Below are 13,628 nucleotides of genomic sequence, written 5' to 3' on the forward strand. Positions count from 1 at the left end.
GATCCGGTGCTTTACTATCTTCCTAGCAAAACAGTAAGGGGTCCCTGTGTTCGTCTTCCGGCTCGACACCCACTCCGGCGTGCCGCCGTACCTGCAGCTCGTCCAGCAGGTCCGCCAGGCGGTGCTGCTGGGCTTCCTTCAGCCCGGCGACCGCCTCCCGCTCATCCGCGAGGTGGTCGAGGACCTGGCGATCAATCCGAACACCGTCGCCAAGGCGTACCGGCAGATGGAGCACGAGGATCTGGTCACCGGCCGGCCCGGCCAGGGCACGTTCGTCAACGAGCAGCAGTCGGCCGCGATGCCGGCCTCGACCTACACGTCGCTGCGCCGTGGCCTGGCGACCTGGCTGCGCCGGGCGTATGCGGCGGGCCTCGACGAGCAGGCGGTCGAGGCCCTCTTCACCTCTGTTCACCGGCAGACCAGGAACGAGGACGTGGCGTGACAGCACCCGAGTTCGCGCTGCGCACGGACGGCATGGGCAAGCGATACCGGAAGGCGTGGGCGCTGCGTGACTGTACCCTGGCCCTGCCGGCGGGCGGTGTGATCGCCCTGGTCGGGCCGAACGGCGCGGGCAAGACCACGCTGCTGCGCCTGGTCGTCGGGTTGCTCGCGCCGAGCACCGGCACGGTGGAGGTCCTCGGCCACGACGTCACCGCCGGCACCCCGCAGACCCTGTCCCGGGTCGGGTTCCTGGCCCAGGACCACCCGTTGTACAAGCGGTTCACCGTCGCCGAGATGCTCCGCTTCGGCCGGGCCTGCAACCCGCGCTTCGACCAGGGGCTGGCCGAGCGCCGGCTGGCGAAGCTGGGCATCCCGCTCGCCCGCCGGGCCGGCATGCTCTCCGGCGGGCAGCAGGCCCAGGTCGCGCTGGCTCTGGCCCTGGCGAAGCGGCCGGACCTGCTGGTCCTCGACGAGCCGGTGGCCAGCCTCGACCCGCTGGCCCGGCACGAGTTCCTCCAGGTCCTGATGGGCGCGGTGGCCGAAGGTGGCGTGACCGTCCTGTTCTCCTCGCACGTCGTGCACGAGCTGGAGCGCGTCTGCGACCACTTGGTCGTGCTCGACCAGGGCCGGGTCACGCTCACCGGCGACATCGACACCCTCCTCACCGAACACCGGCTGCTCGTCGGCCCGCGCACGTCCACCGACCTCGACCGGACCGGCACCGTCGTGGAGGCCGTCCACAGCGACCGGCACACCACCCTTCTGGTACGCGACGGCGCGATCCCGGTCGCGCCCGGCTGGCAGGCACAGCCGGTCACGCTGGAGGATCTGGTGCTGGCGTACCTACGCCGCACCTCCGCGCCGAGCGCCGCGGTCACGCCGGTGGTGACGGCATGACCTGGCTGATCTGGCGCCAGCACCGTACCGAGGTCTGCGTCCTGGGTCTGCTCCTCGCCGTGTTCGGCGTGACCCTGCTCGTGCTCGGCACGCAGGCCCACGCCCTGTTTCCCGGCGGCTCCGCGCGGTGCGCGGGAGAGGCCGGGCTGAGCGACGCCTGCACCACCTCGTTCCGCCGGCTCGACGAGGAGTACGGGTTCGTCGAGAACCTTCTGGCGGCCTTCTACCTGGTCCCGGTCCTCATCGGCGCGTTCCTTGGCGCGCCCCTGCTGGCGCGGGAGCTGGAGGAAGGCACCTGGCAGCTGGCCTGGACACAAGGCGTGCCGCGGATGCGCTGGCTCGCGGCCAAGCTCACGGCGCTGGCCGGCGTCACGGTCGTGCTCACCGGCATGTTCACAGCGGTACTCACCTGGTTCCGCCAGCCGTTCGACACCTGGGAGGGGCGTTTCCAGTACGACGCCTTCGATCTGGAGGGCCTCGTTCCGGTTGCGTACGCGCTGTTCGCCTTCGCGGTGGCCACCGCCGCCGGGGCGATCCTGCGGCGCAGCCTGCCCGCGTTCGGCGTCGCGTTCGGGGCGTTCCTCGCCACCAGGATGCCGGTGGCGTTGCTGGCCCGCCCCGCCTACGCCACGCCGCTCACCGCCATGGAGCCGGTCGGGGCAGACGGCCCGGCGGACCAGGTAGGTCACCGGCCCGTGTCCGGTTTCGCCGACTGGACGATCGAGCACGGCTACGCGGACGCGACCGGGCGCAGGCTGAGCTCGAGCGAGTACTACGAGCTGAAGGACGCCGCCGATCGGGCCGGCGCCGATCTCCTCCAGCTCCTGCACGCGCGGGGCATCCAGCAGTTCGGGGTCTACCACCCGGCTGACCGGTTCTGGAGGTTTCAGCTCATCGAGGCGGCCCTCTTCGTCACCGTCGCGGTGGCCCTGATCGGCGTGGTGGTGTGGCGGGTCCGCCGCCGGATGATCTAGCCGCCGCCCCGGCCGCAACGGTCACGCGGCGCGGGCGACCATCCCGCCGGCACACGACCGGAGACGCCCGCATCGGCGCGGCCGGCCATCCTGCCAGCACACGACCGGAGACGCCCGCATCGGCGCGGCCGGCCATCCTGCCAGCACACGGCCGGAGGCGGCCGCATCGGCGCGGCCGGCCATCCTGCCAGCACACGGCCGGAGGCGGCCGCATCGGCGCGGGTGGGTGAGGCTGCCGATACTCGGTCGGCGGCCGTCGCGCCGGTGCGGCGCCGCGCCACGGCGGCCGTTCCGGGTGAGGATTCACCGGTGACCGGGCGGACGGGGCCGGCCGGGCCGACACACGCTCAGGACTCACCGGAGGGAACGCAATGGGTACGTGGGATTTCGGGCCCTTCGACAACGACGACGCCGCTGACTGGAGCGGCGATCTGCAGGACGCGGCCCCGGGACGGCGGGCCGCCCTGATCCGGGAGACCCTCGAGGAGGTGCTGCGCGAAGGGGAATACGTCGAGGCGGACGTGGCCAATCAAGCCGTCGCCGCAGCCGCGGTCGTCGCCTCCCAACTGCCGACCGGCACGCCGCTGACCTCTGCCTACGCCCCCGGCTTCGTGACCGCCGGCGAGACGCTCGTGCTGCCGGACGATCTGCCCGCGCTCGCGCTGCGCGCCCTGGACCGGGTCGCCGGCGACGGCTCCGAGTGGAGTGAGCTGTGGGAGGACGGCCTGCCGAAGGCGCTCTCCGCACTGCGGCCGATCCGCGAGGCTCTGGAGGCGGCGGTCTGACCGAAGACCGGGCGTGAGCGGCCACCGCCCACGACGGGGGACCGGGCGTGAGCGGCCACCGCCCACCACTGGGAACCCGGACGTGAGCGGCCACCGCCCACCACCGGGAACCCGGACGTGAGCGGCCTCCGCCCACGTCCGGCCGGACGTCACTGGGTGATGTTGACCATCCATGGGATGCCGAAACGGTCGATCAGCTGGCCGAACTCGTCGCCCCACATCTGCTTCTCCAAGGGCACCCGGACCTGGCCGTCCGCGGAGAGCTTCTCCCAGGCGCCGCGCAGCATGTCGCCGTCGGAGCCGCTCAAGCTGACCGTGATGTTCTCGCCCGGCTTGTACTCCATACCGGGCGGGCAGTCGGACGCCATCAGCGTGTAGCCCTGCGGGGTCTCCAGCTGCGCGTGCATGACCAGATCGGCCGACGCGGGGTCGGGGTTGCCGAACTCGCCGAACGTGCTGACCTTGAGCTCGCCGCCGAAGATCGCGTGGTAGAACTCGACGGCCTCCCGCGCCTTGCCGTCAAATGTCAGATACGGGTTGAGCGTGGACGTCATCTGGGGTCGCTCCATCGTCGTCGTTGACACCGTCCCCTCGGACGCTAGACCCGCCCTACGACATTTTCCGCCGGATCACGCCGCGAACACCCGCACGCGGGAAGGCGAGCAACACCGCGACGAGCACGGAAGGCCGGCAACACCGCGACGCCAGCAACACCGCGACGAGCGCGACAGGCGAGCAGACACCACGACGAGCACCGACACGCGCGCGACACCACGACGAGCACGACGGGCGAACACCGCCGCGGCGGGAGCGGGACCGCGGTGACCACCGCATACGCCCGTGAGGCGCGCTGCGGTCCGGTGTCGCCGCAGCCTCGCGGTGTGGTCCGGGAGGTGTGGTTCGACGGGACGGCCCGGCCCGTACCGCACAGGGTTCGGTGGGCGCGGAACGAACCGCCCCCCGCCCACCGACCGGCTGAGGGTGACGGTCAGCGGTGGTCGGAGCCTTCCGCCGTGACGGCGGCCCGTCCGGCTTCGAGGCGGGCGATCGGGACGCGGAACGGCGAGCAGGAGACGTAGTCGAGGCCCACCTCGTGGAAGAAGTGGACGGAGTCGGGGTCGCCGCCGTGTTCGCCGCAGACGCCCAGTTTGAGGCCGGGGCGGGCGGCGCGGCCCTCCTCGGTGGCGATGCGGACCAGGCGGCCGACGCCGTCGGCGTCGATCGACTCGAACGGGGAGATGCCGAAGATGCCGAGTTCGAGGTAGCGCCAGAAGAACGCGCCTTCGACGTCGTCGCGGGAGAAACCCCAGGCCATCTGGGTGAGATCGTTGGTGCCGAAGGAGAAGAACTCGGCGGCCTCGGCGATCTGGCCGGCGGTCAGGGCGGCCCGCGGGACCTCGATCATGGTGCCGATCAGGATGTCGACGCCGGAGTCGCCGACGATCGACGAGATGATCTTCTCGGCTTCGGTGCGGACCGTCTCCAGCTCCTGGACGGCGCCGACGAGCGGGACCATGATCTCGGGGCGGGGCCGGCCGCCCTCGGCGGCGAGGGTGTCGGCAGCCTCGGCGATGGCCCGGACCTGCATGGCGAAGAGGCCGGGGATGACCAGGCCGAGGCGTACGCCACGCAGGCCCAGCATCGGGTTCTGCTCGTGCATGCGGCGGACGGCGGCGAGGAGCTGCTCGTCGTGTTCGACGCGCCGGCCGTGTTCGTGCTGGACGGCGACCTTGACGGCGAGTTCCTCGAGGGACGGCAGGAACTCGTGCAGCGGCGGGTCGATGAGCCGGATGGTGACGGGCAGCCCGTTCATCTCCCGGAAGATCTCCAGGAAGTCGGCGCGCTGCAGCGGCTGGAGGGCGGCGAGGGCGTCGTTGCGTTCCGCCTCGTTGCGCGCCAGGATGAGGCGTTCGACCAGTTCACGGCGGTCGCCGAGGAACATGTGCTCGGTGCGGCACAGGCCGATGCCCTGGGCGCCGAAGCGGCGGGCGCGGGCGGCGTCGAGGCCGGTGTCGGCGTTGGTGCGTACCCTGAGGCGGCGTTTCGCGTCGGCGTGCGTGATGATCCGGTGCACCGCCGCGACCAGTGGATCATTGGCGTTGGCCGGGTCGAGGTCGCCTTCGAAGTACTGCACGACCTCGCTGGGCCGGACCGGGATCTCGCCGAGGTAGACGCGGCCGGTGGTGCCGTCGATGGAGATGGTGTCGCCCTCCCGGACGGTTTCCGAGCCGATCGTGAACGAGTCACGGCCGACCTCCATCTCGTCGGCGCCGCAGACGCAGGTCTTGCCCATGCCACGCGCCACGACGGCGGCGTGCGACGTCTTGCCGCCGCGGCTGGTGAGGATGCCGTTGGCGGCGATCATGCCGGGCAGGTCGTCGGGATTCGTCTCCCGCCGGACGAGGATCACCGGGGTGCCGGAGGCGGCCACCTCGACCGCGCGGGCCGAGGTGAAGACGACCTGGCCGTAGGCGGCGCCCGGGGACGCGCCGACACCCCGGGTCAGGGACGACGGCGCGGCGGACAGGTCGAAGCGGGGGAACATCAGCTGGGCGAGCTGGGCGCCGCTGACCCGGTGCAGCGCCTCGTCGAGGTCGATGACGCCCTCGTCGACGAGCTGGGCGGCGATGGTGAACGCGGCGGCCGCGGTGCGCTTGCCGACCCGGGTCTGCAGCATCCACAGCTTGCCGCGCTCGATGGTGAACTCGATGTCGCACAGGTCCCGGTAGTGGCCCTCCAGGGTGGCCATGATCTGCATCAGCTCGTCGTACGACCGTTTGTCGAGCCGTTCCAGGTCGGCCAGCGGCAGCGTGTTGCGGATGCCGGCGACCACGTCCTCGCCCTGCGCGTCGGACAGGTAGTCGCCGTAGACACCCTGCTCGCCGGTGGCCGGGTCGCGGGTGAAGGCGACGCCGGTACCGGAGTCGGCGCCCAGGTTGCCGAAGACCATGGCGACCACGTTGACCGCCGTGCCCAGGTCGGTGGGGATGCGTTCCTGGCGGCGGTAGAGGACGGCACGATCGGCGTTCCACGAGCGGAACACCGCCTCGGTGGCGAGGTCGAGCTGCTCGCGCGGGTCCTGCGGGAACTCGTGGCCGGTGTGCTTGGCGAACACTCTCTTGTACGCCGTGACCAGCGCCCGCAGGTCGCCGGCGTCGAGCTGCACGTCGTCGCGGACCCCCTTGGCCGCCTTGGCGTCGTCGAGCGCCTTCTCGAACTCGTGGCCGGGCACGTCACAGACCGTCTTGCCGAACATCTGGATGAGCCGGCGGTACGAGTCCCACGCGAACCGGTCGTTGCCGCCGGCCTGCCGGGACAGCCCGGCCACGGACGCGTCGTTGAGGCCGACGTTGAGGACGGTCTCCATCATGCCGGGCATGGAGAACTTGGCGCCGGACCGCACCGACACGAGCAGCGGATCGGCCGGGTCGCCGAGGCGCCGGCCCATCGTCTCCTCGAGCGCGGCGAGATGCGCGTCGATCTCGGCGGCCAGGCCGTCGACGTGGGTGCCGTTGCGAAGGTACTGCTGGCACGCCTCGGTGGTGATGGTGAAGCCGGGAGGCACGGGCAGGCCCAGATTGGTCATCTCCGCGAGATTGGCGCCCTTGCCACCCAGCAGATCCTTGAGGTCCTTGTTGCCCTCGGCGAAGTCGTAGACGAACTTCATGCCTTACCTCCCGGCTAAGAATCCGCGGCGGATACCCAGTCCTGCCCTGGGATTCGTAAGGCTAAGCATGACGGCAGTGAATAGTTAACAGTCCCGTGGCTTTTTCCACAGGGGTACGGCCATCACTGAGCGGTATGCGCTCTCTCCGCGCAGTAACGAGCACGGACGGTGGCAGACGACCAGTAGGCGACTGCTGATCGCGTGGTGCGGAGGGGACGCCGGCACGGTTCACGGCGAAAAATAAGAGCGCCGCTGCGAATTCCACGGGGGAAGAACTCGCAACGGCGCACCGCGAACATTAGACGACGATCGTCGCCGTGTCTATCCCACGCGCTTGACGACCGATCCGACGAGCCGCTTCCAGTCGGTCTCGAAGTTCGGCGCGGGACTCCCGTTGTTCAACTGATAGATGGCGTAGCTGTCGACGAGCACCACGTTGCGGGTGCGCAGCACGGCCACGGCGACGTCGGCGGTGCCGGGGTGGGCCGCCTCGTAGAGCTTGTGGCGCACGATGACGAACCCGGTCCAGCCACCCTCGTCCAGCTCGCGGATCTCGACGGTCTCGGTGTAGGCGGGCTCATTGCGGTCGGCGGTCACGGCCGCCGGCACCTCGGACGACTTCGGGCACTGGTCGGCCACGGTGCGCAGCAGCGACAGGCCGGCGGTGGCGCTGTCGGCGTCGCCGTAGACCAGGGCGGACTGCTGGAGCGTCTGCGCGCCCTTCTCCCCCTCGTCGGCCGCGTTGGAGTAGACCAGCTCCGCGCCGGGCGGCGTCTGCGGCGGCACGCTCGTGCCGCCGCAGAAGCTGACGAGCGTCTGCGGGGCGGCGCTCTCCTCCGGCGCGGCCCACGCCGGGCCGATCTCGGCGGGCTGCAGGAAGGCGCCCCGCATGGTGGTCACGGTGATCAGCCCGGCATCCGGGCCGGGCTCGTCGGAGGAACTGCACCCGGCCGCCATGACCAGGGCACAAGCGGCGCCCAGAGCGGCACGGACGGGTCTGGCGGTCAGGAACATCCGGCCATCTTGGCAGACGCCGGAACCCGGCGGAAAAGTATCCACAGGCGGTGACGCCCTCGGCACCGACCGGTTGTCCACAGGTTCGATTCCGCCCGTCGCGCCGGACGCCGATGACGGTTAGCGTGGCGGTGGGCAATGGTGCCGAGGAGGTTCGGATGACCCTTTTGTCGCGGCTGCGCGCCGAGCTGGCCCCGGAGCAGCTGATCACCGACCGGCAACGGCTGCGGACCTACGAGTGCGACGGCCTGGCCCACTACAAGGTCGTGCCCGCGGTGGTCGTCCTTCCCCGTTCGGCGGCTCAGGTCGCCGCCGTGGTCCGGGCCTGTGCCGAGGAGCGGGTGCCGTTCGTGGCCCGCGGCTCGGGCACCGGGCTGTCCGGCGGGGCGCTCCCGCACGCGGACGGCGTCCTCATCGTCACCTCCCAGCTGCGCGACATCCTGGCGGTGCGGCCGGAGGACGAGCGTGCCGTGGTCCAGCCGGGCGTGATCAACCTTCAGGTGACGCAGGCCGCGACGCCGCACGGCTACTACTACGCGCCCGACCCGTCCAGCCAGCAGATCTGCTCGATCGGCGGCAACGTGGCGGAGAACTCGGGCGGCGCGCACTGTCTGAAGTACGGCTTCACCACCAACCACGTCACCGGCCTGCAGGTGGTCACTCCGGACGGCGATCTGGTCCGGCTCGGCGGCGCGGCGCCGGACACCCCGGGGTATGACCTGCTCGGCGCCTTCGTCGGCTCGGAGGGAACGCTGGGCGTCGCCACCGAGGTCACGGTCCGGCTGACGCGGCTGCCGGAGACGGTCCGCACGCTGCTCGCCGCGTTCCCGAGCACCGACCAGGCCGGGGCCGCCACCTCGGCGATCATCGCGGCCGGGGTGGTGCCGGCCGCGATCGAGATGATGGACGCGCTCTCCATCGAGGCCGCCGAGGCCGCCGTCCACTGCGGCTATCCGGCCGGGGCGGGCGCCGTCCTCATCGTCGAGCTGGACGGCCCGGCCGCCGAGGTCGACGCGCAGTTCGACGAGGTCAGCCGGCTCTGCACGGACAACGGCGCCTTCGAGACCCGGGTCGCCGCCGACGACACCGAGCGGCAGCTGATCTGGCGGGGCCGCAAGTCGGCGTTCGCGGCGGTCGGCCGGATCAGCCCCGACTACATCGTCCAGGACGGGGTGATCCCGCGGACCGCGCTGCCGACGGTGCTGCGCCGCATCAACGAGGTGGCCGCCGACCACGGCGTCCGGGTCGCCAACGTCTTCCACGCCGGCGACGGAAACCTGCATCCGCTGGTGCTCTTCGACGACGACGTCCCCGGGGAGGCGGGCCGCGCCGAGACCGTCTCCGGCGCCATCCTCGACCTGTGCATCGAGCACGGCGGCTCGATCACCGGCGAACACGGTGTCGGCGTCGACAAGGCCCGCTACATGCCGCGCATGTTCACCGACGACGACCTCGACACGATGCAGCTGGTCAGATGCGCCTTCGACCCGGACGGCATCGCCAACCCGGGCAAGGTCTTCCCCACCCCACGGCTGTGCGGCGAGCGGCCGGGCCGCCACCGCGGCGCCCCTCCGCTGCAGGAGGCCGGCGTGGCGGAGGTCTTCTGATGCCCACCCGCGCAGGGGTTCGAGCGTTCGGAGGCCGCCGGTGAGCGTTCTCGACGATCTCGCGGTCGAGGCCGGCGACGGCGACGTCATCGCCGGGGTCCCGGCCCGCCTGGTCGCGGCGCCGGCCACCACCGAGGAGGCGGCCGCGCTGATCGCCGCGAGCCGCGATCTGACGGTGGTGGTGCGCGGCGGCGGCACGAAGGTGCAGCAAGGGCCACCGCCCCGCCGGCTCGACCTGATCATCGACACGCGACGGCTGGCCGGGGTCGTCGAACACGCGGCCGGCGACCTGATCACCGTGGTCAAGGCCGGCACCCCGATGGCCGAGCTGCACGATCTGCCCGGCCAGCAGCTCGCGCTGGACGCGCCACCGGCGGCGACGGCCGGGGGCACGGTCGCGGCGAACGCCTCCGGCCCGCGGCGTCTGCGCTACGGCACGGCCCGCGACCTGCTGATCGGCATCACCGTCGTCCGGCCGGACGGCCGGATCACGAAATCCGGCGGCAAGGTGGTCAAGAACGTCGCCGGATACGATCTGGGCAAGCTCTACACCGGATCGCAAGGCACGCTCGGGCTGATCACCGAGTGCGTCTTCCGGTTGCATCCGGTCCCTCTTTTCGCCGCATTCGTACGCTCGAACGCCCCGCCCACCCACGCGGCGAACATCCTGGCCGGCCAATTCGCTGCCAGCGCTCTGGAGGTCAGCGCCGCGCCCGGCGCCGCCCCGGAGCTCGCGGTGCTCCTGGAGGGCACCGAGGCCGGTGTCCGCGCCCGGGCCGCCACCGTGGCCCGGCTCCTCGACGGCGAGGTGACCGGCGCCCCGCCCCCGTGGTGGGACACCCCACCGTGGCCCGCCGACAGCCCGTCCCTGGCGCTCAAGCTGACCTGCACCCTCGCCGCCGTCCCCGCCCTGGTCCGTGCGGCCGTCGAGGCGGGCCTGACGATCCGCGGCTCCGCCGGGACCGGGGTCCTCTACGCCGGCGTCCCCTCCCCCGCCGCCACGCCGGGACAGCCCGGCCAGGTCGCCGATGTCGTGAACCTGTTGCGGGCGGCGGCCACGGCGGCCGGTGGTCACGCTGTCGTGCTGATCGCGCCACCCGCCGCACGGGACGGGATCGACATGTGGGGCCCGGTGCCGGGGCTCGATCTGATGCGCCGGGTGAAGGACCGGTTCGACCCGGATCACCGCTTCGCCCCCGGCCGCTTCGTGGGAGGTATCTGATGGCCGAGACCACCCCCCGCCTTTTCGTGGGAGGTATCTGATGGCCGAGACCACCCCCCGCCTTTTCGTGGGAGGTATCTGATGGCCGAGAGCACCCCCGGGCCCGCGTCGCATCCGGTCGACGCCTCCCACGGCGCCGCTCCCCCGGCGCCGGAGACGCTCGATGTGCTGCGGGCCGCGGAGAACGGGACGGCCTTCGACCGGCATCACCCACCGAGTGCCGAGCTTGTGTCCGATTGTGTTCACTGTGGGTTCTGTCTGACGACGTGCCCGACCTACGTGCTGTGGGGCGAGGAGATGGACTCGCCGCGCGGGCGGATCCACCTCATCGGGCAGGGGCTCACCGGGGAGCCGCTGAGCGACTCGATGGTCGGGCACTTCGACAACTGCCTCGGCTGCATGGCGTGCGTGACCGCGTGCCCGTCGGGGGTGCGTTACGACCGGCTGATCGAGGACACCCGCGCGCAGGTCGAGCGTCGTCATCGGCGCGGGGCCCGGGACCGGGCGCTGCGGGCGGCGATCTTCGCGCTGTTCCCCTACCCGAGCCGGCTCCGGCTTCTCCGGGGGCCGCTCCGGGCGTACCGGGCGATGGGTCTGAAACGGCTCGCCGAACGCAGCGGGATCCTGCGACGCCTCTCGCCCACCCTGGCCACCCTGGACGCTCTCGCGCCGCGGCTGCGCAGCGTGCCGCGCCCTCCGGCCCGTGTCCGGGCGCGCGGTGAGCGACGCGCAGTCGTCGGCATGCTGACCGGTTGTGTTCAGTCGGCGTTCTTCCCGGACGTCAATGCCGCGACGGTGCGGATCCTCGCCGCCGAAGGCTGTGAGGTGCTGATCCCGCCGAGCCAGGGCTGCTGTGGCGCGCTGAGTGTGCACAACGGCCGCCGGAAGGAGGCGCAGCGGTTCGCCCGGGAGCTGATCGACACGTTCGAGCGGACCGGGATGGACTTCTTCGTGGTGAACGCGGCCGGATGCGGCTCGTCGCTGAAGGAGTACGGCGATCTGCTGGCCGACGATCCGGCCTGGGCGGGGAAGGCCGCCGCGTTCGCCGCGAAGGTCCGTGACCTGTCCGAACTGCTTGTCGAACTGGGGCCGGTCGCCCGCCGTCACCCGCTGCCGATGTCGGTCGCCTACCACGACGCCTGCCATCTCGGGCATGCCCAGGGTGTGCGGGCTCAGCCGCGGGCGCTGCTGCGCGGCATCCCGGAACTGGAGGTGCGCCCGATCGCCGAGGCGGAGATCTGCTGCGGGTCGGCGGGCGTCTGGAACGTCCTCAATCCGGAGCCGGCCGCCGAACTCGGTGACCGCAAGGCGCGCGCGGTTCTCGCCACCGGCGCGGAACTGCTGGTCACCGCCAATCCGGGCTGTCTCATGCAGGTCGCCGCCGCGGTCCGTCGCCGGGACGCGACGATCGCCCTGGCCCACACCGCCCACGTGCTGGACGCTTCGCTCCGGAATCTGGGTCCCGACGCGCTCCTGTCCCGCACCGTCTGACGCCGTACGGCGCGCTCACCGGTCCGGGTGTGTGGTCGTCACCGGTGCCTCAGAGGCGGTGAGACACCGGTGACGACCACACGCCCGGACCGGGGACGTGCGGGTCGGGAACGCGGGGAGCCGGGCCCCGTAGTCGCCCGGTCTCCCCGCTCTCCCGGCGGGCGACCGCCGTGAGATCGCTGCGCCCCCGCGCTGCCGACCCCACTCCACCGCGGCCGCTCACCCATGCGGCACCCATCCCATTCGCGCCGCACGTCTCGCCCAGCACCAGCGCCTCTCCATGCGCTTTCACTGCCTCTCCGGTGCGCGACGACGAACAGACGGATAGCCGTTCTCTCCCAGCCCATTGATGTGCGTTAATTGGGAGCGCTCCCAGCGTGCTCCGTCCCCGCACGCCCGTCAAGCACATCCCCGGAGGCAACCGTGCAAAGACGAAAATGGACCGTCCTCAGTCTGGTCACCGCGCTGCTGACGCTCGGCGGTTTCGCCGTCGCGACCGGTGCGAGCGCCGCCGCCGGCTGCGCCGTCAAGTACACCGTCAGCAGTCAGTGGCAGGGCGGCTTCGGCGCCGCCGTCGACGTCACCAACCTCGGCGACCCGATCACCAGCTGGTCGCTGGTGTTCACGTTCCCGGCCGGCCAGAGCATCACCCAGCTGTGGAACGGCTCCGTCACCCAGTCCGGCTCGACGGCGACCGTCCGCAACGCCGCCTGGAACGGTTCGGTGGCCACCAACGGCAAGGCGTCGTTCGGCTTCAACGGCTCGTGGACCGGCAGCAACCCGGTGCCGGCCTCCTTCACTCTCAACGGTGTGCGGTGCACGGGAGGGATCGAGCCCGAGCCCAGTGACGCCAGCGGACTGCCCAGCCCGTCGCCGAGCGCCGGCGCCGTGAAGCGGATCATGGCTCTCGGTGACTCGATCACCGGCTCGCCCGGCTGCTGGCGCGCCCTGCTCTGGCAGCAGCTCCCGGCCGCCCGGGTCGACTTCGTCGGCACCCTGCCCGGCGACGGGTGCGGCTTCCCGTACGACGGCGAGCACGAGGGGCACGGCGGTTTCCTGGTCACCAACGTGGCGAGCCAGAACCAGCTGCCCGCGTGGCTCTCCGCGAGCCGGCCGGACGTGGTGCTGATGCACTTCGGGACCAACGACGCGTGGAGCAACGTCCCGGCCGCCACGATCCTCAACGCGTACACCACCCTGGTCGGGCAGATGCGCGCGTCGAACCCGAAGATGAAGATCGTCGTCGCGCAGATCATCCCGCTGAACCCGTCCACCTGCGCCGACTGCGGCCAGCGCGTCGTCACCCTCAACGCCGCGATCCCGGCCTGGGCGGCGTCGCTGAGCACGGCCGCGTCGCCGATCACCGTGGTCGACCAGTGGACCGGCTTCACCACCGCCACCGACACGTACGACGGAGTCCACCCCAACGACGCCGGCAACGTGAAGATCGCCGCCCGCTGGCTGCCCGCCGTCCAGGCCGCCATCGCGTGACATCCGTCCGGCCGGTGGGTCCCCTGGCTCCACCGGCCG

General features: G+C 71.7%; 11 protein-coding genes. 8 read left to right on the forward strand and 3 right to left on the reverse strand.

From position 1 onward, the window contains the following. Positions 1 to 46: 46 nt before the first annotated feature. The 4 genes from BM290_RS20060 (at position 47) to BM290_RS20075 (ending at position 3,097) form a co-directional block, all read left to right on the forward strand. Positions 47 to 442, forward strand: coding sequence for a GntR family transcriptional regulator (locus BM290_RS20060; RefSeq protein ID WP_093616232.1), 396 nt, complete (start codon positions 47 to 49; stop codon positions 440 to 442). Then, the gene (locus tag BM290_RS20065; RefSeq protein ID WP_093616234.1) at positions 439 to 1,338 is read left to right on the forward strand and encodes an ABC transporter ATP-binding protein; all 900 of its coding nucleotides are present in this window, start codon (positions 439 to 441) and stop codon (positions 1,336 to 1,338) included. The genes BM290_RS20060 and BM290_RS20065 overlap by 4 nt, the downstream gene beginning before the upstream one ends. Next, a complete protein-coding gene (locus BM290_RS20070) occupies positions 1,335 to 2,312 on the forward strand; it encodes an ABC transporter permease subunit (protein ID WP_093616236.1) in 978 nt (325 codons plus the stop codon). The genes BM290_RS20065 and BM290_RS20070 overlap by 4 nt, the downstream gene beginning before the upstream one ends. Positions 2,313 to 2,683: 371 nt before the next feature. Beyond that, entirely contained in the window at positions 2,684 to 3,097 is a 414-nt protein-coding gene (locus BM290_RS20075; RefSeq protein WP_093616238.1) for a DUF4259 domain-containing protein, read from the forward strand. Positions 3,098 to 3,246: 149 nt separating this feature from the next. On the opposite strand, the gene BM290_RS20080 is transcribed toward BM290_RS20075, so the two are convergent. The 3 genes from BM290_RS20080 to BM290_RS20090 form a co-directional block, all read right to left on the reverse strand. Continuing rightward, positions 3,247 to 3,651 carry a VOC family protein gene (locus tag BM290_RS20080; protein ID WP_093616240.1) on the reverse strand — a complete coding sequence of 135 codons (405 nt, stop codon included), beginning with the start codon at positions 3,649 to 3,651 and terminating at the stop codon, positions 3,247 to 3,249. Between the two features lie 434 nt (positions 3,652 to 4,085). Then, positions 4,086 to 6,764, reverse strand: coding sequence for a pyruvate, phosphate dikinase (gene ppdK, locus BM290_RS20085; RefSeq protein WP_093616242.1), 2,679 nt, complete (start codon positions 6,762 to 6,764; stop codon positions 4,086 to 4,088). 321 nt (positions 6,765 to 7,085) lie between these two features. Beyond that, on the reverse strand, positions 7,086 to 7,778 hold the full coding sequence (locus tag BM290_RS20090; RefSeq protein ID WP_093616244.1) for a hypothetical protein: 693 nt from the start codon (positions 7,776 to 7,778) through the stop codon (positions 7,086 to 7,088). A 158-nt stretch (positions 7,779 to 7,936) separates the two neighbouring features. On the opposite strand from BM290_RS20090, the gene BM290_RS20095 reads away from it, so the two are divergent. The 4 genes from BM290_RS20095 (at position 7,937) to BM290_RS20110 (ending at position 13,589) form a co-directional block, all read left to right on the forward strand. Next, positions 7,937 to 9,385: an FAD-linked oxidase C-terminal domain-containing protein gene (locus BM290_RS20095; protein ID WP_093616697.1), complete on the forward strand. Its 1,449-nt coding sequence runs from the start codon at positions 7,937 to 7,939 to the stop codon at positions 9,383 to 9,385. A gap of 40 nt (positions 9,386 to 9,425) precedes the next feature. Then, positions 9,426 to 10,607 (forward strand): FAD-binding oxidoreductase, encoded by a 1,182-nt coding sequence (locus tag BM290_RS20100; RefSeq protein WP_093616246.1) that lies wholly within the window; start codon positions 9,426 to 9,428, stop codon positions 10,605 to 10,607. An 81-nt stretch (positions 10,608 to 10,688) separates the two neighbouring features. Further along, complete coding sequence (locus BM290_RS20105) at positions 10,689 to 12,098, forward strand: (Fe-S)-binding protein (RefSeq protein WP_093616248.1); 1,410 nt, start codon at positions 10,689 to 10,691, stop codon at positions 12,096 to 12,098. Between the two features lie 423 nt (positions 12,099 to 12,521). Continuing rightward, the gene (locus BM290_RS20110) at positions 12,522 to 13,589 is read left to right on the forward strand and encodes a cellulose binding domain-containing protein (RefSeq protein ID WP_093616250.1); all 1,068 of its coding nucleotides are present in this window, start codon (positions 12,522 to 12,524) and stop codon (positions 13,587 to 13,589) included. Positions 13,590 to 13,628: the final 39 nt, after the last annotated feature.

Origin of the sequence: Actinoplanes philippinensis (assembly GCF_900113015.1) — a bacterium.
Taxonomy (GTDB): Bacteria; Actinomycetota; Actinomycetes; order Mycobacteriales; family Micromonosporaceae; genus Actinoplanes; species Actinoplanes philippinensis.

Coding starts and splice junctions, on each gene's coding strand:
- BM290_RS20095 (WP_093616697.1), top strand. CDS start 7,937: ATGACCCTTTTGTCGCGGCTGCGCGCCGAGCTGGCCCCGGAGCAGCTG.
- ppdK (WP_093616242.1), bottom strand. CDS start 6,764: ATGAAGTTCGTCTACGACTTCGCCGAGGGCAACAAGGACCTCAAGGAT.
- BM290_RS20075 (WP_093616238.1), top strand. CDS start 2,684: ATGGGTACGTGGGATTTCGGGCCCTTCGACAACGACGACGCCGCTGAC.
- BM290_RS20090 (WP_093616244.1), bottom strand. CDS start 7,778: ATGTTCCTGACCGCCAGACCCGTCCGTGCCGCTCTGGGCGCCGCTTGT.
- BM290_RS20070 (WP_093616236.1), top strand. CDS start 1,335: ATGACCTGGCTGATCTGGCGCCAGCACCGTACCGAGGTCTGCGTCCTG.
- BM290_RS20080 (WP_093616240.1), bottom strand. CDS start 3,651: ATGACGTCCACGCTCAACCCGTATCTGACATTTGACGGCAAGGCGCGG.
- BM290_RS20105 (WP_093616248.1), top strand. CDS start 10,689: ATGGCCGAGAGCACCCCCGGGCCCGCGTCGCATCCGGTCGACGCCTCC.